The sequence below is a fragment of the Mycolicibacterium doricum genome (assembly GCF_010728155.1).
In the GTDB taxonomy this organism is placed as follows: domain Bacteria; phylum Actinomycetota; class Actinomycetes; order Mycobacteriales; family Mycobacteriaceae; genus Mycobacterium; species Mycobacterium doricum.
Genome location: NZ_AP022605.1, coordinates 3420392 through 3440135 on the forward strand (window position 1 = coordinate 3420392; position 19744 = coordinate 3440135).

Consider the following 19744-nt stretch of genomic DNA (forward strand, 5'->3'; position numbering starts at 1 on the left):
CCATGGATGTCGTCGACGGTGCGGTCCGAGTGATCTCGCGGACTGCTGATGTGACCACAGCGGCTGCCGGCGCGGTCAGCGGCGCGGCAATCAACGGTGTCATCGGTGGCGTTCAGGGCGCCGCCACGGGGCTGCGAGATGGTCTGGAGAAGGGCAGCCACTCTTCGGCGGCCGCCGCACTCACGTTGGGTGCGGTGGGGGCGGTAGGCCTGGTGGAATGGCCGTTGCTGCTCACTGTCGGCGGTGGTGCGCTCGTGCTGCACCGTCTCAGTCAGCGATCGGACGGAAACGGAGATCGCGAATCGGCACCTGCACCTCTGCGTTCCGCGCCAACCGGCTCCGCGCCAACCGGCTCCGCGTCAGCCCAATCCGCTGCCCAGCCGCGCAAGACGACACGGTCGCGGCACACCACCAGCAGGTGAGGTCCTTCTTGGGGCGGATCACCGACACTGCTGCGACCGCTGTCACCGTGCCGATCGCGGTCGCCACCGCAGCAACGGCGATCGGACTGCAAGCCGGCGTCAACGTCGCGACGTTGCCTGTCCGGCAAGCCAAACGCCTACCGACCCCCGATGCGAACGCGCTGCTGGGGGTCGCAAGAGAGTTGATCGGCGGTGAAGCCGTCCGGCGTTGTTGGCGCGGGAACGGCCACTGCTGGATTGAGGTTCGTGGCCTGCACACCGAGCGGGGACCCAAACTAGGGGCGGCCGTCCTCGACGCAGTGGATGTGACGCCGGGGGTGACATCGGTCCGGCTGAACGTGCCCCTGGCACGGGTGATCGTGCACGTCGACGACGACGGACCGACACTGCGCGAGTTGTGTGCACTGGTCGATTCCGTCGAACGGCAGCAACCGGCGTCCGACGGCGAAACCCGACCCACCGACCTGCCGGCCGACGGCGTGGTGCTCGCCGGCCGGGCGATGGCGGCAGCAGCCAACGGCATCGGACTGTGTGCCGCGGTCGCGGGTCGCGCGCTGATGTGGCCGAGCTTGCCCACCGGTTTGACCGCCGCGGTGACCCTCGTCGACTACCAACCGCGGCTGCGCGCGATGGTGGAAGGCAGACTCGGTCCGGTCGCCGCGGACACCGCGCTCGCGATGGCGTCCGCCACGGTGTATGCGATCACCCAGGCTCCTTCTACGGTCGCCGTCGAATTCGTCCGGCATGCGATGCAACTCGGCGAGGCTGTCTCCGCCGCTGACGCGTGGGAACGGCGAGCCGACGCGCTGGCCGCACACGCGGACCGTCCCGACGCCACGCCTGCCCCGCAACGGCCCCGTCCCCTCCCGGCCGGCCCGGTGGAGCGCCACAGTGCGCGAAGCGGCGTCACGCAGGGACTGGGGGCATCGTCGGTGGGACTACTGACCGGTGACCTGAGCCTCGCCGCGACGGCAGCTGTGGTCACCGCGCCGAAGGCGGCCCGCAATGCGCGGGAGGGCTTCTGCAGCACCCTGTCCCGCGGCCTGGCCGATCGGTACGGCGTCCTGCCTCTTCGCCGCGATGCCGTGCGGATGCTCGACCGCGTCGACGCGGTCGTGGTCGACCCGCGCGCGCTGGCGACCGCGCAGCTACGGGTCAGCCGACTGCGGGGTGTGGCCGACCAGGACCGTACCGCGGTCTGGCAGTGGGCCCAGGATCAATGCGAGCGGGGGACGCTCGGCGCCGGCTGGCACCACAGCCCCATCGGCAGCAGCAACGGCAGCGGTGCGTCGCAGGGCGAGGTGTTCGTCCGGCCCGCACATCACCCCCTCGCCGCAAGTGTGCTCGGCGAGCTTCGACGCGCAGACGCCGATGTGGTCTCGGTCGATGATGACGAGCTCGACGATCTGCGGTCGTCATTCGACGAGCTCCACCCCGTCGACGGATCGGTCGACGCCGCGCTTGCCGACGCCGTCGCCGCACTGCAGCGCGAAGGCCGCACGGTGGCGGTGGTGTCGAGCGAGGCCGCCGAGGCGCTCGTGGCGGCCGACCTCGCGATCGGTGTGTCGGCCCTCGACGGACGGCCCGCATGGGACGCCGATCTGCTGGCGGACGATCTCTCAGGGGTGTGGCGACTCCTACACGCACTGCCGGCCGCCCGCCGGGCCAGTGAGCGCGGTGTCGCCATGGCCACCGCGTCCTCCTCACTCGGAGCATTGCTGATGATCCCGGGCGTCCGTGGCCGCGGGCCGGGTCCGGTGACGGCGGGCGCGGCGGCCGGACTGTGGACCGGACTCAGGTTGGCCCGCGGAGTCCTCCGCGCCGAAACACCGGCACCCGCCCCTGAGCAGGAATGGCACTCGATGTCGCCGGATCAGGTGCGCAAGCTCCTACCGACACCGGACGTGCCTGCGGTCGGAGAGACTGCGCGCCTGCCGGCGACCGCGCGGACGTCGGCGGCGGTCATCGGCCGAGTCAGCGGGCCGGTTCGCCACACCATAGGCGAGTTGGCCACCGCACTGCGTGAGGAGCTGTCGGATCCGTTGACCCCGGTGCTGGCGGTCGGCTCGGCGGCCAGCGCACTGCTGGGTTCGCCGGTCGACGCGGTGCTGGTGGGTTCGGTCCTCACCGGCAACGCGGTGCTGGCGGCGACTCAGCAGGTGCGGGCCGAACGGCTGTTACGACGCTTGCTGGCCAGACAGGACCCGCCGGCGCGCCGGGTGAGCGACGGCCGCTTCGGCACTGTGGAAGCGGCTCAGCTGCGGCTCGGCGACGAGATCGAAGTTCGCGCGGGAGAGGTGGTTCCGGCCGACGCTCGCCTGATCTCCACAGTGGATCTCGAGGTCGACGAATCATCGCTGACCGGTGAATCGCTGCCGGTGCCCAAGCAGGTCGGGGCCACACCGGGTGCGCCGCTCGCCGAGCGCGCGTGCATGCTCTACGCCACCACGACCGTCGTCGCGGGCACCGGCCGCGCTGTGGTGACGACTGTCGGCGCCCAGACGCAGGCGCGACGGGCGGCCGAGCTGCCGGGCGCACCGGGCTCCGCTGTCGGCCTACAGACCCAGTTGCGAGAACTCACCAACCGCGCTCTGCCGTTCAGCCTGGGGGGCGGCGGCTTGGTCAGTGGACTTGGGTTGCTTCGGGGAGTCTCACTTCACCAGGCGGTGGGCAGCGGCATCGCCGTCGCGGTGGCCGCAGTCCCCGAAGGCCTGCCGCTCGTGGCGACGCTGGCGCAGCAGGCGTCCGCACGCCGGCTGAGCCGGGCCGGGGCGCTGGTACGCACCCCCCGCTCCGTCGAGGCGCTGGGACGGGTCGACGTGGTGTGCTTCGACAAGACAGGGACACTGAGCGAGAACCGGTTGCGAGTGTCGCAGGTGCACGCCGTCGACGGTTACACCCGCGATGAGGTGCTGACCTGCGCCGCGCGCGCCACCCCACCGAAGAACGGCGAGCGGCACGAACACGCGACGGACGCGGCAGTCGTGGCGTCCGCGGCTGAACTAGTTGGGCCACTGCAGGATCCGGTGCATCTGCCGTTCCGGTCCGGTAGGCCGTTCTCCGCGACGATCGATGACCGCGTGCTCTCGCTGAAGGGCGCTCCCGAGGTGGTGCTGGCGGCCGCCGCGGAGTCGGATCCGCAGGTGCAGCGCACGGTGCAGGAGATGGCCGAGAACGGCCTCCGAGTCATCGCGGTCGCCAGCCGCGAAGTCTCGGCGGCGCAGGCGCGCCAGGCAAGTGATGGCGCCGACGCGTTCGCGGGGTTGTGCGGCCGACAGCTCAGGATCGTCGGCTTGTTGGGCCTGTCCGACACCCCTCGCGAAGACTCGGCCGAGCTGCTCGACACGCTGCGGCGACGGCGGGTGGGCGTACGACTCATCACCGGTGACCACCCGGTCACCGCCACGGCGATCGCCGAAGAACTCGGAATGCCGGTGAACGCCGACCAGGTGATCAGCGGGTCGGAATGGGAGGCGCTGCCGCGGCGGGCCCAGGAGAATGCGGTCCGCGACCGACTCGTTTTTGCGCGCATGTCGCCGGAACACAAGGTGCAGATCGTGCAGACGCTCGAACGCACGGGTCAAGTGTGCGCCATGGTGGGCGACGGCGCCAACGACGCCGCAGCGATTCGCGCGGCGACCGTCGGTATCGGCGTGGCCTCCCACGGAAGTGATCCAGCTCGGACCGCGGCTGACGTCATGCTGCTCGACGGGCGGATCGGCGCGCTGGCCGATGCCCTCGATGAGGGACGCCAACTGTGGCGCCGTGTTCAGGCGGCGGTCTCGGTACTGCTCGGGGGAAATGCCGGAGAAGTGGCGTTCGCCATCGCGGGCACTGCGTTGACCGGTCGTTCTCCGCTGAACACCCGGCAGCTGCTGTTGGTCAACATGATGACCGACGCGTTGCCGGCGGCCGCTCTGGCGGTGAGCCCGTCGAACGGATCCGGCGAAGCCAGCGGGCACGGCCCGGATCAGGCGGCACTGTGGCGGACGGTGGCCATTCGCGGCACCACCACGGCCACCGCGGCCACCGCGGCATGGCTGATGAGCGGTTTCGTCATGCAGCCGCGCCGCGCCTCGACGGTTGCTCTGGTCGCCTTGGTGTCCACCCAGCTCGGACAGACGCTCATCGACTCGCACAGCCCGCTGGTGGTCACCACCGCGCTAGGCTCGCTGGCGACGCTCGGCATGGTGATCAGCATTCCGGTGGTCAGTCAGCTCCTGGGTTGCACACCACTGGGACCCGTCGGCTGGACACAGGCACTCGGCACGGCGGCAGTCGCCATTGTGGCGGCCGCGGTCGCTCCCCAGGTCCTGAAATTGCTGCCCACCCAAAGCAAGACCGACCACCGCGTCGAAGACAACACCGGAGGTGACCTATATGCCGAGTGATCAGGCGACGACGCACGCAGAAGCGGTGCGGCGGGTACGTCAAGCGCAGACGTTGGCGCTCGACATCCCTGTCCTCGGCCGCGTGCGCATTCCCCGGCCGGAACAGCTGGCCTTCTACGCCGTCTTGGGGGCGATGGCCGCGGTCGAGATCATCGAGTGGCCAGTGGCACTGGCACTGGCCACCGGCCACGCTCTGCTCCAGAACGAACAAAGCCGGGTCGCTCAGGAAGTCGGAGAAGCGCTCGAGGACGCATAGGGGCGCGAGCGATTAGAGTCACCCTCACACTCCTGTGATGACACATCACCGGCGGAATGTCGGAACGTCCGCGCGCGGCGCCCGCCCGTAGAAGGATCCACCATGCCCGGTCGTCGACACTTCGCGCTGGTGACGACACCGTCCGCCAACTGACCGAAGGATTCACGGCCCCGCGGTGGCCGACGAGAGGCGCCGGTGATCCAGGACGGCGCCCCGCCCAGGTACCCCATCCCGGTCGGCCAAGCCCCTGCGAAGCCGACCTCTCAATGAAGGAGATGTCGTTGGTCTAACTTCGGCGGCGAGCGCGCATCCGGAGCTCAGGGGTCGAGCAGAGGGTCGCCGAGATATCCGCCCGGCGGGACGCCGGGCAGGATGGCGAAAACGGCCGAACCCACCGTACTGATCCAGGGGTTAAGGCCGTCGCCGGCCGCGAGGCGCTGCTGAACGGGAACGAATGAGTCGGCCGGCTTCCGCTGGTAGGCGGCGAAGAGCAGTCCGCTGTCGGTGGTGTGGCCGGCGGGTGGTGGGTCGTCGAAGTTGTAGGGCCGGCGCAGGAACTGCTCGTCGTCGGTGCGGTGGCGCGCCAGGGCGATGTGGGAGTTGGGGGCGATGACGGGGATGCCGGCGACGTTCGCGTCGAAATCGGGTTCGTCTGTTTCGTTCTGCCCCGTCAGGGGTGCGCCGCTGTCCAGTTTCCGCCCGACGACGAGTTCTTTGGCGTCGCGGTCGAGTTCGTCCCATGCGTCCATGTCGGCGCGGATTCTCCGGAGCACGAGGATGGTGCCGCCGGCGAACCAGGGTTGGTCGGTTCCGTCGTCCCAGACGTGTCGCTCGAAGGCCGCGTCGTCGTGCATGTTGACGGTGCCGTCGACTTGTCCCATGAGGTTGCGCATGCTGCCACCGGCGCGGTTCGAGCCGTGCGCGTTGCGGAATCCGTTCTGCCGCCAACGTTGTCGGGTCATCGTTCGCACGTTCTTGAGCATCACGCGGCTGGCGTGTGCGATGACGACGGGGTCGTCGGCGCACAGGTGCAGGAGCAGGTCGCCGCCACACCACCGGGGGTCGAGGCGGTCGGTGCTGAAGGCCGGCAGCTCGGCGGCCCCTCGAGGTCGCCGCTTTGACAACCCGATGCGGTCGAACAGGGCCGGCCCGAGGCCTACGGTGACGGTCAGCCGCGCGGGCCGGAGGGCGAGTTCGGGTTCGGTGTCGGCGAGGGCCGGCTGACCTTGGGTGAGCCTCTCCGCATCGGAGGTCCACAGCCGGAGGACTGCGGTGAGGCTGTCTCGGGCGCTTCGTCCGGCGGGAGTTGTGAGGTCGAGGGCGATGAATAGGGCGTGTGCTTGCGGCGCGGTGGCCACTCCGGCCTGGTGGCTGCCGTGAAAGGGTTCGACAGCTGTTCCGAACCCGTCCGCGGTACCGGCGGACACGCCGGTCGTGCATCCAGCCAGCCCTGCCGCGACCGTGGTAGCGGCCAGCGCGGCGGCACCTCCGGACAGGAGATGCCGCCGGCTCACGGCGCCGCCGGGGCGTACGGACCCGCTAGCCACGGTGGTGAGACGTTCCGTTTCCTCCGCCGCCAGGGCTGTAATTCTCATTGCCCCCAGCAAAGTCACGGACCTGAGCGGTCACCGGGAGGGTGGAGCCGTCCTCGAACACCACGGTCACCGCCACGTCAGCACCCGGCTGCAGCGGCTGTTTGAGGTCCATCAGCATCAGATGGTCCCCGCCGGGAATCAGCTCCCGCGAACCACCGGCAGGCACGACCAGGCCACCTTCTTTCCGTTGCATGGCCTTGCCGCCTGCGGTGTCGGGGACGACCTCGTGCACTTCGACGTGACCGGCGATCGGTGAGGTGCCGCTGACGATACGCACGTCGTGTCGGCCGCTGTTGGTGAAACTGCCGAAGAGAGCGGTCATTCCTGAGTCTGCCGCACTGGCCCACTGGTTGGTCATCGCTACGTCTCTAGCCATTGGCTCGCTCGATTCGTCGCTGTCCCGCGACGTGCAGCCCGCCAGCGCGAAAACGCACGCACCGATAGCTGCGGCTGTCTTGAAAGTGATCCGGTTGTGCCACATGATCATTTGACTCCTGCTGTGGGTGCTGCTTTGCGCCGACCCAGGCGGTCGAAGTCGCCCATCTTTGCCGGTGTGGACGGCGCGTCGATCTGTGTCGACGGCGCGACGGTCGAGGAGAACGCCCGCCAGTTCTCGCCCCAGTAGCGTGACCAGGTCATCCCGGACAGGACGTAGCAGACCAGAACCACGGCGACGATGACACCGGTCAGGGCGTGCAGCTCACGCCACCGGATCCGGCCCCCGGGTCGCCACCCCAGTCTGAGCAGGGGCTTGGCCGCCTCGATGGCCCGCGGCCACCACAGATAGATGCCGGTGGCCAGCAGCACCAGGAGCCACACGGCGGTCAGTTCGATCCATAGGTTCCCGATCCCCACAGGGATCGTCGCGACCGGGTGGGCCTCGGAGTCGATGAGATGGCCCAGCGAGGGCAGGTGCAGTGTCGGTGCGTCGTTGCCGAACATCCGGTGCAGCTGGTTGGCCCACCCCACGAGACCGGAGAGCTGGCTGCGCTGGCCGAGGTACTGCCCGGTGTAGGGGTCGATGAAGACCTGAGTGAGGTCAGTTTCACCGGTCTCTGCTGCCGCAGCTTGCGGGGTGAGGAAGTCGACCCGTGTGGAGCGGTCAGAGCCGGCGGGCGGGGTCACCGCGTCGAGGGTGTCCTCGGCGCCGACGTGGGCACGGGCGGTGGCGACCTGGTTGTCAAGCGACACCGTCGTGCGTCCTTGGTCGACAACCATCAGGTCGCGGTTGAGCCAGGTGTCTAGGGGTTGGCTGTAGAGGATGACCAACCGGGAACAGGCCAGGACGATCAGAGCGGGAGCGGCAATCAGCGCCAACCAGAAGTGCATTCGCCAAACCCGGCGCAGCACTGCCGCGTTGCCGCGTCTGCGTGCAGTTTCAGGCGCGTTCATCGCAATCAAGTTCTTTCGATATCAAAGGGGGCGTAACGGCGCGCATGACGCCAGAATCTTGGTGACGCCGAGATTGGCGCGAGGTACCACCGCGGATGTGGTCCTCCCTGGTGCGATTGGAGAAGAGTTGAGGGCCGCTAAGGAACTAGCCGGGCTTCGCCCCATCCCGACGGGCATGCTGCTGCTGGTGTCGCTGGGGGCTTCGGTCCGGACGGGATGAAGACCCTGGTCGAAACGTGTCGATCGGGTGTATGAACCGCATAGCGCGGTTGGTAGGCCTGCTGGCCGCCCGTCCGAACCGGAGCCCAATGATGACCGTAGCGCGCTGTGCCGGCGATGTCTTGTCCGATCACACGATCTTCGAGGTGGAGTCGATCGACCGCATGTATCTCAACGTGCGGGTGCCGCGGTTGGCCTATGGCGCCGGGGTGCAGGGCTTCTTCGTCGGCCACCGCGGCCACCACTACGCGTCGACGGCATTGATGGATCCGATGACCAAGGCGTTCGTCGCCGACATCCACGGCTTCATCGCCGCGCGCGGGCTGGAGTTGGTGTCCTTCGGCAAGGAACGCAAAGACGACGTCGCCCAGCAGTTCCTGGCCGCGTTCGCCGGCACCGAGGGGGTGTTGTTCGTGGGCCGGGCGCAGGAGAAGGCGCTGGTGTGGCGCACCCAGCGCCGCTACAACCCGCCACCGGGGAACCCTATGCCTGGCTGGTGCGCTCCACAGCGTTCATCAACTACTTCTATTTCTATTGCGTCGATGAGGATTTCGGCCCGTTCTTCATCAAGTTCGGCACGTACTTCCCCTACACCGCCAAGCTGTGCATCAACGGCAACGAGTGGGCCAAACGCCAGGCCGCCAAGGCCGGGATCGGATTCGAGGCCCTGGATAACGGGTTCGCCGCCGTCGATGACGTAGACCGGCTGCAGGCGATCTGCGACAGCCTCGGACCCGAGCGGATCGACGCGCTGCTGCGCAAATGGCTGACGATCCTGCCCAACCCGTTCACCAGCGAGGACGAGGCGGCCGGCTACCGCTACGAGCTGTCCATCCTGCAGGCCGAGTTCTCGCTGACCCAGATGCTCGACCGCCCGGTGTCGGGCGGATCTTCTTTGAGCAGGTTCTGCACGACAACCTCGACATCGGCCGCCCCGACCACGTCGGGCTGATCTTCGACCGCCGCGTCATCGCCAAGGGCCGCGCCAAGACCCCGGGACGGTTCCGCACCCGGGTGATCACCAACGGGGTAACCCCGTCGCTGCACGTGGACTACAAGAACACCAAGGTCAAGCAGTACTACAAACAAGGGAGGGCGCTGCGCACCGAGACCACGATCAACGACCCCCACGATTTCCGGGTCACCAAACGGCTGACCAGCCTGCCCGAACTGCGGCAGATCGGCTTTTCCGCCAACCGGCGCCTGCTCGGCGTCCAAACCATCAGCCACGACCCGATCCGGGGCGCCCAGGCGTTCACCGATCTCACCGCCCCCGTCGTCACCTGTCAGAACACCCGAATCCCCGGACTGCGCTTCGGCGACGCCAGGGTGCACGCCCTGCTGCAGGCCTTGCTCGTCCACCGGCTCCTGGTCCACGGGTTCACCAACCGTGACCTGCGCACCTTGATCGCGCCCCTGCTCGGCAAGACCGCCGAGGACATCACCGCCGGCCAGATGACCTACGACCTGCGGCGCCTACGCGCCCACGGACTCATCGAACGCGTCCCCCGCACCCGCCGCTACACCGTGACTGACACCGGCCTGCAGCACGCGCTGCTATTCACCCACGCCCACGACCACCTGCTACGCACCGGGCTCGCCCAGGTCACCGACCCCAGTCCACCACGAACGTCCAAGTTGCGCAACGCAACTCGTGCATACCAAACCGCTTTCGACGAACTCACCCAGCAGGCTCAGCTCGCCGCCTGAACTCTTCGCGACTCCAACCACGTACTTGACTCAAGATTCACGGCTGCGCCGCTTAAGCTTCGCTAAGCGGTCAGCGCGGCGCCCCTACGGTGGAGCGCGCATCCCCAGGCCGGGACTGCGCAACACCGACGCAACAAGGTGAACCCGGGTGACGACACGTTGCAGGCGCGCGGATGCCGGCTGGCGCATCGTGTCGAACATCCGCAACCAGCACAGCAGCGAAACACAGACGATGTAAAGGTGTTCGACGGCGGTGATCGCGACACCGAGAAGTACCGCGGCGGCCAGATGTGCGGCAATCATCGTCGCACCGGCCAAGACGGCCCACACGATTGCGCACATCAACCCCGCCACGATCAGGCTGGGTCCATGGGGCATGCCTTCCCCGGCGGCGTGCGCACCGACGGTGACGACGGCCGAGCACCCGCCCACCAGCGCACCGCGTACCCATCGCGCGCGCATCTTCGGCGTCAGCACTCGGTGAACCCTTCCATCAGAGATCTACTACACCACGTCGTAACAGTGTATGGCCAGCACTAGTACCGGCTTCCTACACAGCACCCTGTTCGGGTTCCCTGCCGGACCATCAGAACGACCCAAGCTTGTTGATCACCTCGGCCGCCGCCAGCGCCACGGAGGCCCCGCCGATGACCCGTCGCCACTTCGTCGACCGCGAGTCCGGCCGGGTGGTCGGCAGGACAATCCGGTAACGGAGTGTCACCATCAGCCCGTGGGACCGCCCGCTCGAACTCGCTCGGGGGCATTCAGGGTGAGTGCAGGGGGGTAGGGTTCCGGCGCTGACGGTGAGCAGCCTGAAATCCGGATCCGAAGACCTTTCGTGCGCCTCGATACCGCCAGGCCGAGTGAGGGCGACGACTCGTGGCCTAAGACGGTGAGGAAGAAGCAGCGGGCGCCGGCGAGCCATGTGTCATGCAGTATTCACGCGGGCCAGCGAGACGCAAACGTCGATGGCGTCCACTCCGGCCACGACGGTGCACCGACGATATCGCGACCGACGAACTGGGCGACGATTCGAGGACCCTCGCGTCGACTGTTGTCGTAGACCGTCGCGGTGTCGGACAGCGTCATTGCGCGCTCCACGAGGTCCCAGAGCCGACGGTGCCGGCCCCGGATTTTGTCTTCGGGGACACTGTGGCCGCCGGCGATCACTCGATGGCGCACACGCTCGACGGACAGGTCCTCCGTAACCATAAATACGTGGAGCACGACGGTGTACTGGGCGGCGTGGGCCGCGGTGATGAGGTCGAGCTTCGAGGGATGTGAGAACACTGTCTCCGCGATGAAGGAGCGGCGTTGTGCGACGAGTGTGGACCGGGTCGCCGCGGCGATTCCTGCGGCCTCATAGGCATGTGTCTCCACGTCGTCGGGCCAACGTTGGCGGGCGATCTCGTCGGCGTTAACAAAGACGCTGCGGGGGAGCAGCGGCGCGAGCGTGAAGGTGACGAAGGTTGACTTCCCGGCGCCGTTGGGGCCGACGACGAGATCGAGTCGGTTCATCCGTGACGAGCGGCCGGGCTCTCGTCGAGGATCACGGAGGTACCGTCCGGGCGGTGCTCGACGAGTTGGCCGGCGCTGTTCATGGAGACGGTGGTGATGCCATGGGCCGCGAGTCGGTCCCCGTAGTGGCTACCGGCCAGGTGCTCCTCGACCGCCGCGGCGATCTCGGCGTTGAAGACGACACCTTCTTCCGCGCTCAACGTGTTGAGGTCTGCATCGCCCGCCAGTGCGGCCTCGACGCGGCGACGGGCGAGCGTCTGCTGGCTTGACACGGCCCGGCCCACTCGCGCCCAGTGGTCCAGCTGCTGCTTGGCGGAGCGGCTTTGGCGTGCCCCCTCGGCAGCTGCGCTGTCGATCAGGTCTGCGGCGACACGGGTGACACGATCGGCAACCTCACCCATGCCAGCCTCCTGTAGCAATTCGCTACAGGAGCGTAGCACACTGCTACAGTTCCGGCGGCGATGCTGCCGAATAATATGGGATCACGAGATCGATGACCGCTAGCTATCGCATTCGATGACCTTGTTGTCGAACGGTGCGTGGCCTGATCGAGGGAGGGGCGAGTGGGCCCGACCGGGTTCACGTTCGACGACGTCGTGGTGGAGCGCAGCGGCGTCCGGGCCCTCGATGGGTTGTCCGCTGTTGTACCAGGGGATGCTGTGACGGCGGTGTTCGGACCGTCGGGTTCGGGGAAGTCCACGCTGCTGCGGCTGTGCAATCGTCTGGACGTGCCGACATCGGGGCGAGTCCTGTTCGGGGGCCAGGATGTGGCGGGTCTGGATCCGTTGTGCCTGCGGCGACGGGTGGGAATGGTGTTCCAGCGGCCGACCCCGTTTCCGGGCACGGTCGCCCAGAACCTGCTCACCGCGTCCCCGGGCGCCGACCGTAGGCAGATGGAACAGGTGTTGTCGTGGGTCGGGATGACCGGGTCGTGGCTGGCGCGCGACGCCACGGCGTTGTCCGGTGGTGAGGCGCAGCGAGTCTGTCTGGCCCGCACGCTGATCACCCAGCCCGACGTGCTGCTGCTGGACGAGCCCACCTCGGCGCTGGATGAGTCGGCTGTCGGCGTCGTGGAGCGGGCAGTGCTCGAGCTTGCGCAGAAAGGGATTGCCGTGCTGTGGGTGACGCATGACCCTGAGCAGGTGCAGCGTATTGCGGATCGGGTGTTGCGCATCGAAGCGGGGCGGTGCGTCGGCCTCCATCCGGTCGCCCGGCCGCCGGATAGTGAGGGGGTGTAGTGGTGAACCATCTGGTTGGCGTCGGTGGTTTGGCGACGTCGTTGGCGTTGGTCGGGGTCGCGGCGGTGGTGTCGTTGTGGCAGCGGCTGGGTCTGGAGCGTCAGATCGTGTGGGCGGCGGCCCGCGCCCTGGTGCAGTTGCTACTGGTCGGGGCGGCGCTCACCCTGCTGCTGGAGCCGGGGCGGCCGTTGGTGTGGTCGTGGCTGTGGACGGCGGCGATGGTCGCCTATGCCGGTGATGTCGCCCGGCGGCGGGCACCGGAGGTGCCGCGGATCATGCTGCTGACCGTTGCCGCGTTCGGCGCCGCCGCCGTGGTCACGCTCGGGGTGGTCTTCGGCCTGGGGGTCCTTCCTTTGGAGGCGCGGACGTTGGTCCCGATCGCCGGGATGACGGTCGGTAATTCGATGACTGCGATGGTGCTGGCCGCCCGCCGGCTGGTGGATGAGTTGCGCGATAAGCGTGATGAGGTCGAGGCGCGGCTGGCACTGGGACAGCCGTCGCGGCGGGCGGCCACGCCCTATGTGCGGGCCGCCCTGCGCTCGGCGCTGTCGCCGCAGATCGAGACCACGAAGGCCACCGGGCTGGTGTTTCTGCCCGGTGCGATGACCGGCCTCATCCTGGCCGGTGTGTCTCCGGTGCAGGCGGTGCTGGTGCAGGCCGTGGTGATGTTTCTGGTTCTGGGCTCGGTGGCCACCACCACCGTCGTGGTCACCCTCGGGTTAGTGCGACGTATGTTCACCAGCGACCACCGCCTGTTGCCGCTGCCACGCCGCCCCGAAGTCACCGCAAGCGGCTAACGGGTTAACGTTCGGTCGCCGCCATGCGCACCGGCGATCGCCATCCGAGGTTCAATATCAGGTCGCGATATCGGGGATCGTCGCTGTGCTGTTCGGTGCGAGGGCCATACCCCTGTTCGTCTGATCGGCCCCTGATGCTCGGTGACGCGCAGAGAGTCGACGGTTACCCATAGCCCTGACCGGGCGAGTGTGTCGGCTGGCACTCCCACCACCGTCAAAGCCGCCAATTCCACATCGGCATGACCCGTCCGTCAGCAATGCCGCGATTGGTATATATGTTCGAAACTGCTTGGAACGTCACCGAACCCGTACAGTTGACGGTGCCAGTCGAACCGTCCGAACGGCCGCGTTGCACGCCGACCACGGCCGCATGCTGGAGGCCTTCCTCGACCGCGACGTCGACCCCTGCCCCCGACGAGCACGGATCACCACCAGCGACTCAACACCGTGGTGGCCGCCCTTCCACCGGACAGCCGGCTGATCGCAGACGGGTGAGCGGCGGAACGAGTCGGTCATGTTGCCGACGGCACTCAAAAATATATTTGCGGCGCAACGACGGTGAAACACGTCGAAGCTACGTTCCGTTCATCGCCTCGCCCGGATGAACAAGGAACCGCACCATGACACAGACCCGTGACCTCCCGCCGAGCGCCGTCGTCGGCGCGGGCGACATCGTCGAAGCCGCAGGGAATCCCGTCGGCAGCGGGGCGATCAAGGAGAGCTACGACCCCCGGCTGACCAACGAGGACCTCGCGCCGCTGGGAAAGCAGACGTGGTCGTCGTACAACATCTTCGCGTTCTGGATGTCCGACGTGCACAGCGTCGGCGGCTACGTCACCGCGGGTAGCCTGTTCGCCCTCGGACTGGCCAGCTGGCAGGTGCTGATCGCGCTGCTGGTGGGCATCGTCATCGTCAACCTGCTGTGCAACCTGGTCGCCAAGCCCAGCCAGCAGGCCGGTGTGCCGTATCCCGTCGTGTGCCGCAGCTCCTTCGGCGTCCTCGGGGCGAACATCCCGGCGATCATTCGCGGTCTCATCGCGGTCGCCTGGTACGGCATCCAGACTTACCTGGCGTCGGCGGCGCTCGACATTGTGCTGCTCAAACTGTTCCCCGGCCTGGCGCCGTACGCCGACGCCGATCAGTACGGTTTCACGGGCCTGTCCCTGTTGGGCTGGTGCAGCTTCATGCTGCTGTGGGTTTTACAGGCGTGCGTGTTCTGGCGTGGCATGGAATCGATTCGCAAGTTCATCGACTTCTGCGGGCCGGCCGTCTACGTGGTGATGTTCATCCTCTGCGGTTACCTGCTGTGGAAGTCCGGCTGGCACGTCAGCCTGTCGCTCGGCGGCGACAAGCAGGGCACCACGCTGGTCGTCATGCTCGGCGCAATCGCGCTCGTGGTGTCCTACTTCTCCGGTCCCATGCTGAACTTCGGCGACTTCGCCCGGTACGGCAAGAGCTTCCAAGCGGTCAAGAAGGGCAACTTTCTCGGCCTGCCGGTCAACTTCCTGATGTTCTCACTGCTGGTCGTGATCACCGCCGCCGCGACGGTGCCCGTGTTCGGCGAACTGCTGACCGATCCCGTCGAGACCGTTGCCCGGATCGACAGCGTGACCGCGATTGTCCTTGGTGCGCTGACATTCTCGATCGCCACCATCGGGATCAACATCGTCGCCAACTTCATCAGCCCCGCATTCGACTTTTCCAACGTGAGCCCACAGCGAATCAGCTGGCGGATGGGCGGCATGATCGCCGCGGTCGGGTCGGTCCTGCTCACACCGTGGAACCTCTACAGCAACCCCGAGGTCATCCACTACACGCTGGAGACACTCGGGGCGTTCATCGGCCCGCTGTTCGGCGTGCTGATCGCCGATTTCTACCTGGTGCGCAACCAAAAGATCGTCGTCGACGACCTGTTCACGATGTCGAAGACGGCGAATTACTGGTACACAAAGGGTTACAACCGGGCCGCGGTGGCCGCCACCCTGCTGGCGGCGGTCCTGGCCATGTCCCCCGTCCTACTCGGCGGCGTCGTGTTCGGGATGGCCGGCGCCGCTCAGTACAGCTGGTTCATCGGTTGTGGCGTCGCGTTCGCCGTCTACTACGTGCTGGCGACGCGCGGTCCGTGGCGGATGACCGCGCTCCGCGTCGCCGAAGGCGCCACGCTGGTCTCCAACTAGAGCACGTCGACCCAGTCGAGGGTGCGCTGCACGGCCTTCCGCCAGCCGGCGTACCCCGCGGCGCGCTGGTCGCTGCTCCACTGCGGCGTCCAGCGCTTGTCCTCCTGCCAGTTGCGGCGCAGATCGTCGGCGCCGTCCCAGAATCCGACCGCCAGCCCGGCCGCGTAACCCGCTCCCAGGGCGGTGGTTTCGGCCACCACCGGCCTGACGACGTCGACGCCGAGCACGTCAGCCTGGATCTGCATGCACAGGTCGTTGGCGGTGATACCACCGTCGACCTTGAGCACCTCAAGGTGCACCCCTGAGTCGGCCTCCATCGCGTCGACGACGTCGCGGCTCTGGTAGCAGATCGCCTCGAGCGTGGCGCGCGCGACGTGGGCGTTGGTGTTGAACCGGGACAGGCCGACGATCGCGCCGCGGGCGTCCGACCGCCAGTACGGTGCAAACAGCCCTGAGAACGCGGGCACGAAATACACGCCGCCGTTGTCGTCCACCTGCCGCGCCAGCGCCTCACTTTGCGAGGCGCTGCTGATGATACCGAGCTGGTCGCGCAGCCACTGCACCGCCGATCCGGTCACCGCGATCGAACCCTCGAGCGCGTAAACGGGTTTCGCGTCACCGAACTGATAACAGACCGTGGTGAGCAGGCCGTTGTCGGAGCGGACGATGTCCTCACCCGTGTTGAGTAGCAGGAAATTGCCTGTGCCGTAAGTGTTCTTGGCCTCCCCCGGCGACAGGCACACCTGCCCGACCATCGCGGCCTGCTGGTCACCGAGGATCCCGGTGATCGGTACCTCACCGCCGAGCGGTCCGTCCTCACGGGTGACGCCGTGGCAGTCCGGACACGACGACGGTTTTATCTCGGGGAGCATTTGGCGCGGAATGCCGAAGAAGGACAACAGCTCGTCGTCCCAGTCCAGCGTCTCCAGATTCATCAGCATGGTGCGGCTGGCATTGGTGACGTCGGTGACGTGCACGCCGCCGCGTGGCCCGCCGGTGAGGTTCCACACCACCCAGCTGTCGGCGGTGCCGAAGATGGCGTCGCCCTTCTCGGCGGCCTCCCGCACACCGTCGACGTTGTCGAGGATCCACTGGACCTTGGCGCCGGAGAAGTACGTCGCGGGCGGCAGACCGGCCTTGCACCGGATCACGTCGCCGCGCCCGTCACGGTCGAGCGCCGTGGCGATGCGGTCGGTGCGGGTGTCTTGCCACACGATCGCGTTGTAGTAGGGCCGGCCGGTGCGGCGGTTCCACACCAGCGCAGTTTCCCGCTGATTGGTAATGCCCAACGCGCTCAGATCGCTCGACGACAGGTTGGTGCGGTTGAGCGCCGACTGGATCACCGATGCGGTGCGTTCCCAGATCTCCACCGGGTTGTGCTCCACCCAGCCGGCCCGCGGCAGGATCTGCTCGTGTTCGAGCTGGTGACGGCCGACTTCGGCGCCGTCGTGGTCGAAGATCATGCACCGGGTACTGGTGGTGCCCTGGTCGATCGCGACCGCGAACTGGGGGGACTCGGCCACACGTCCTCCTTCGCGTCGTCCTTCGCCTCGTCTTCAGTCGTCCATCATGGACCACACGGGCACGCAGATCTGGCATTCCCCTGGGACAGCCCACGAGGTTCAGCGACCGCCTCGCCTACAACCACCCGAAGGAGGTGTGCATCAAACGCGGGGTAGTTCAGTATTCTACTTGTCCGAGTCAGGGGGTTCGGCACTGTAGCCATGAACGCTGCGGCATCTGGTCAAGCGGCGGTTACCGCATCAAAGCATCCAGCAGAACCAGGCCGATTGAAGGTCGCAAATACCAAATGCGTTCGGTGCCAGCCCCTTCGGGGACTGGCGTCGAACCGACAAACGAGTGACACAGCTACTGGCTGGCTAGTTGCTGGCCCGGTTCGTCGTCCTGGGTTCGCAGACCGCGCGTTCCGAGCCATGTATGGATACGTTGAGCGACCGCGGCCCACCCTGGCTCGAGCATCATGTCGTGTCCCATGTCGGGGAAGATCTCTGCCGCCGTGTGATACGCGGATGCCGTCGCCCGCACCTCGTCGGTAGTAAAGACGCCGTCGCACTCGGCGCCCAACACCAGCAGCGGCGCCGAGACATGCTGCGGTCGAGGGAGGGCACGAAAGGTCATGTCTCGGTAAACCACTCGTCGGCTCTCTTGTTGGAACCGCGCCACATGGCGGACAATCTGTGACTCCGGAGTCGCTGCCGAGAACATTGATTCGCGTGCACGCGCAGGAGTGTTGAGTGCCAGCATGGTGTTGCCCGTGAACGTGCCTTTGGTGGCGAGCCAGGGGTGTCGCCTCACGAATCTCAGGTGGGCTCCGAGGACTCCCCGCAGGGGAACCGAAGCGAGCAGCACGCCTGCGGGTGCCGCGTGGGACTCCAGATACCTTTGGACGACGAGACCCCCCATGGAGTGGCCGATTACCACGGGTCGCGCAGGTAGGTCGTCGGCGACTGATTGCACATCTTCGACATAGTCAGCGATGGAACAGCCACGTAGTGGTCTTGGGGACGGGCTGCTTCCATGCCCGCGAAGGCTGATTGCTAGCGCGCGATAGCCGTTGTCCGCGAAGAAGTCCAGGAAGTGTTCGTCCCAGCACCAGGCGCCATGCCAGGCCCCGTGGATGAAGAGCAGCGGCACGGGGTGAGCGTCACTGCAAGACCCCTTGTCGACTATCTCGAGCATGAGCCTGCTCCTTCTTCAGCTACCACCGAAGCCCCGTCGAGCTCGCGATTAGCTGCAATGACGCTGAGAATAGCTTCTAGCCACCTAGGAAGGTGCCGAATCGGTAACCAAACGTTGCGGCTTGGCCGGCAGTGGCCTGTTCCAGCTCGCCACCGACCTGTCCGCGCCGGCCGAGGCTGGGCGTCGCGTCGCTGCCCCAACCCAGTCCTTGGCCTTCGTGGCGGCTCCCGCCGCGGTGTGACCGCCTTTGCCGCTGTCGACAGGGGAGGTCAGCCAGCCGCGACGTCCACGACCCCAAGGTCCTCGAACTCGGCGCGGGGCCACGGCGCCCTCTCGCGCAGACTGCTCGACGCGCACCCGACCGCGGAGCTCACCATCACCGACCTCGACGAGACGTCGGTGGCCAAGACACTCGCCGCGTTGATCGGCGCCGCGGCGTTGTTGCAGCCGGGCGCACTGGCCGAGCCGCTGAGCGGTCAAACGGTGACCGAGGCGCCGCGGTTCAGCTCGATCACCCGCTCGGCCATGCCGCGCCGCCTCATCTCCGTGAGGAAGTCCGACAGCGGTGAGGCGAACACCCCGTAGTCGTTGAAGTGCACAGGGATGACATTGGGCAGGTGGAGCAGTTCGGCGAGGCCGGCCCCCTGCTGACCGTCCATCGTCACCGTCAGACCGAACGGGAGGTGCCTGCCGAACGGGAGTCGGGTGCCGCCGAGGTGCAGGAGGCCGGCGTCGATGTCGGGGAAGCGGTGGGGAATCTCGTCGAGCTCCTCGATGAGCAGAGTGTCGCCGGAGATGTAGAGTCGCCGCGTCGGGCCGGACGCATTGGAGACCTCGACCATAGATCCCATGACCGGCGGCAGGAATCGGTCGATCGGTGTCGGCGCGTGCCGCCCGGGCAACGCGGTGACGGTGACGGTCGTGGCGCCCTTGGTGATCGCGTGCTGCTGCCAGGTGTCCAGTGCGACGGAGTGGCCGAACCCGCGGCGGCGCAACCGTTTCGCCGCGTGCGGCGTCGTGATCACCACAAGCGTGCGGTCGAGCCCGTTCTGGGCCACCCGATCCCAGTGGTCGCCGTGCATGTGGGACAGCAGCACCCCGTCGAGGGCGGGCAGCCGGTCGATGGCGAGCGCCGGGTCGTGCAGCCTCCTCGACAACAGCCCGTAGCCAAGGTACGCGCGCTCGCCGCGGTGCAGGAAGTTCGGATCGGTCAGCAGGGTGATCCCATCGGTGGTGATCAGCGTGGTGGCGTTACCGATGAAGGTCACGGTGATGTCCATGAGGCGGTGCTACCCGCATTCGCGCCGGATATGCAGTCGCCGATCGAGC

Annotated in this window: 19 protein-coding genes; 8 read left to right on the forward strand and 11 right to left on the reverse strand. The window is 67.4% G+C overall.

The window, feature by feature from the left end:
- Window positions 1-2: 2 nt before the first annotated feature.
- Genes G6N07_RS16755 through G6N07_RS16765 form a run of 3 tightly spaced genes read left to right on the forward strand, consistent with a single transcriptional unit; the run spans window position 3 to window position 5069 of the window.
- Window positions 3-422 (forward strand): hypothetical protein, encoded by a 420-nt coding sequence (locus tag G6N07_RS16755; protein ID WP_085188218.1) that lies wholly within the window; start codon window positions 3-5, stop codon window positions 420-422.
- Entirely contained in the window at window positions 419-4813 is a 4395-nt protein-coding gene (locus G6N07_RS16760) for a cation-translocating P-type ATPase (RefSeq protein ID WP_235849552.1), read from the forward strand. The genes G6N07_RS16755 and G6N07_RS16760 overlap by 4 nt, the downstream gene beginning before the upstream one ends.
- Window positions 4803-5069, forward strand: coding sequence for a hypothetical protein (locus G6N07_RS16765; protein WP_085188216.1), 267 nt, complete (start codon window positions 4803-4805; stop codon window positions 5067-5069). Before G6N07_RS16760 ends, G6N07_RS16765 begins: the two co-directional genes overlap by 11 nt.
- 317 nt (window positions 5070-5386) lie before the next feature.
- Here G6N07_RS16765 and G6N07_RS16770 read toward each other — a convergent pair whose 3' ends face one another.
- The 4 genes from G6N07_RS16770 to G6N07_RS20540 form a co-directional block, all read right to left on the reverse strand.
- Window positions 5387-6616: a Dyp-type peroxidase gene (locus tag G6N07_RS16770; RefSeq protein WP_235849551.1), complete on the reverse strand. Its 1230-nt coding sequence runs from the start codon at window positions 6614-6616 to the stop codon at window positions 5387-5389.
- The gene (locus tag G6N07_RS16775; protein ID WP_404822143.1) at window positions 6609-7151 is read right to left on the reverse strand and encodes a copper chaperone PCu(A)C; all 543 of its coding nucleotides are present in this window, start codon (window positions 7149-7151) and stop codon (window positions 6609-6611) included. The genes G6N07_RS16770 and G6N07_RS16775 overlap by 8 nt, the downstream gene beginning before the upstream one ends.
- Window positions 7148-8056, reverse strand: a complete 909-nt coding sequence (locus G6N07_RS16780; protein WP_085188212.1) for a PepSY-associated TM helix domain-containing protein — start codon at window positions 8054-8056, stop codon at window positions 7148-7150. Before G6N07_RS16780 ends, G6N07_RS16775 begins: the two co-directional genes overlap by 4 nt.
- Before the next feature lie 463 nt (window positions 8057-8519).
- Window positions 8520-8726 (reverse strand): hypothetical protein, encoded by a 207-nt coding sequence (locus G6N07_RS20540; RefSeq protein WP_244949075.1) that lies wholly within the window; start codon window positions 8724-8726, stop codon window positions 8520-8522.
- Between G6N07_RS20540 and G6N07_RS20545 the strand changes: the two genes are divergently transcribed.
- Together G6N07_RS20545 and G6N07_RS20550 are read left to right on the forward strand one after the other, a co-directional pair.
- On the forward strand, window positions 8718-9227 hold the full coding sequence (locus G6N07_RS20545) for a hypothetical protein (RefSeq protein WP_244949076.1): 510 nt from the start codon (window positions 8718-8720) through the stop codon (window positions 9225-9227). The genes G6N07_RS20540 and G6N07_RS20545 overlap by 9 nt on opposite strands.
- A 62-nt stretch (window positions 9228-9289) precedes the next feature.
- Complete coding sequence (locus tag G6N07_RS20550) at window positions 9290-9985, forward strand: hypothetical protein (protein WP_244949077.1); 696 nt, start codon at window positions 9290-9292, stop codon at window positions 9983-9985.
- Between the two features lie 84 nt (window positions 9986-10069).
- Here the strand turns inward: G6N07_RS20550 and G6N07_RS16790 are convergent, their stop codons facing one another.
- The 4 genes from G6N07_RS16790 to G6N07_RS16805 form a co-directional block, all read right to left on the reverse strand.
- On the reverse strand, window positions 10070-10462 hold the full coding sequence (locus tag G6N07_RS16790; RefSeq protein ID WP_085191862.1) for a hypothetical protein: 393 nt from the start codon (window positions 10460-10462) through the stop codon (window positions 10070-10072).
- Window positions 10463-10571: 109 nt separating this feature from the next.
- Window positions 10572-10709, reverse strand: coding sequence for a hypothetical protein (locus G6N07_RS16795; RefSeq protein ID WP_163784237.1), 138 nt, complete (start codon window positions 10707-10709; stop codon window positions 10572-10574).
- A 215-nt stretch (window positions 10710-10924) separates the two neighbouring features.
- Window positions 10925-11503 (reverse strand): ATPase, encoded by a 579-nt coding sequence (locus G6N07_RS16800; protein WP_085191864.1) that lies wholly within the window; start codon window positions 11501-11503, stop codon window positions 10925-10927.
- The gene (locus G6N07_RS16805; protein WP_085191866.1) at window positions 11500-11904 is read right to left on the reverse strand and encodes a TA system antitoxin ParD family protein; all 405 of its coding nucleotides are present in this window, start codon (window positions 11902-11904) and stop codon (window positions 11500-11502) included. Before G6N07_RS16805 ends, G6N07_RS16800 begins: the two co-directional genes overlap by 4 nt.
- A 162-nt stretch (window positions 11905-12066) precedes the next feature.
- Here G6N07_RS16805 and G6N07_RS16810 point away from each other — a divergent pair, with 162 nt between their 5' ends.
- The 3 genes from G6N07_RS16810 (at window position 12067) to G6N07_RS16825 (ending at window position 15715) form a co-directional block, all read left to right on the forward strand.
- Window positions 12067-12741, forward strand: a complete 675-nt coding sequence (locus G6N07_RS16810; protein WP_085191868.1) for an ABC transporter ATP-binding protein — start codon at window positions 12067-12069, stop codon at window positions 12739-12741.
- Between the two features lie 2 nt (window positions 12742-12743).
- Window positions 12744-13538 carry an ABC transporter permease gene (locus G6N07_RS16815; RefSeq protein WP_085191946.1) on the forward strand — a complete coding sequence of 265 codons (795 nt, stop codon included), beginning with the start codon at window positions 12744-12746 and terminating at the stop codon, window positions 13536-13538.
- A gap of 620 nt (window positions 13539-14158) precedes the next feature.
- Complete coding sequence (locus tag G6N07_RS16825) at window positions 14159-15715, forward strand: NCS1 family nucleobase:cation symporter-1 (protein ID WP_085191870.1); 1557 nt, start codon at window positions 14159-14161, stop codon at window positions 15713-15715.
- Here the strand turns inward: G6N07_RS16825 and glpK are convergent.
- The 3 genes from glpK to G6N07_RS16845 all read right to left on the reverse strand — a co-directional run bounded on the left by glpK (window position 15712) and on the right by G6N07_RS16845 (window position 19695).
- Complete coding sequence (gene glpK / locus G6N07_RS16830; RefSeq protein ID WP_085191872.1) at window positions 15712-17238, reverse strand: glycerol kinase GlpK; 1527 nt, start codon at window positions 17236-17238, stop codon at window positions 15712-15714. The two genes, G6N07_RS16825 and glpK, sit on opposite strands and share 4 nt — an antisense overlap.
- A 346-nt stretch (window positions 17239-17584) precedes the next feature.
- On the reverse strand, window positions 17585-18415 hold the full coding sequence (locus G6N07_RS16835) for an alpha/beta hydrolase (RefSeq protein WP_085191874.1): 831 nt from the start codon (window positions 18413-18415) through the stop codon (window positions 17585-17587).
- 476 nt (window positions 18416-18891) lie between these two features.
- On the reverse strand, window positions 18892-19695 hold the full coding sequence (locus tag G6N07_RS16845) for an MBL fold metallo-hydrolase (protein ID WP_085191876.1): 804 nt from the start codon (window positions 19693-19695) through the stop codon (window positions 18892-18894).
- Window positions 19696-19744: the final 49 nt, after the last annotated feature.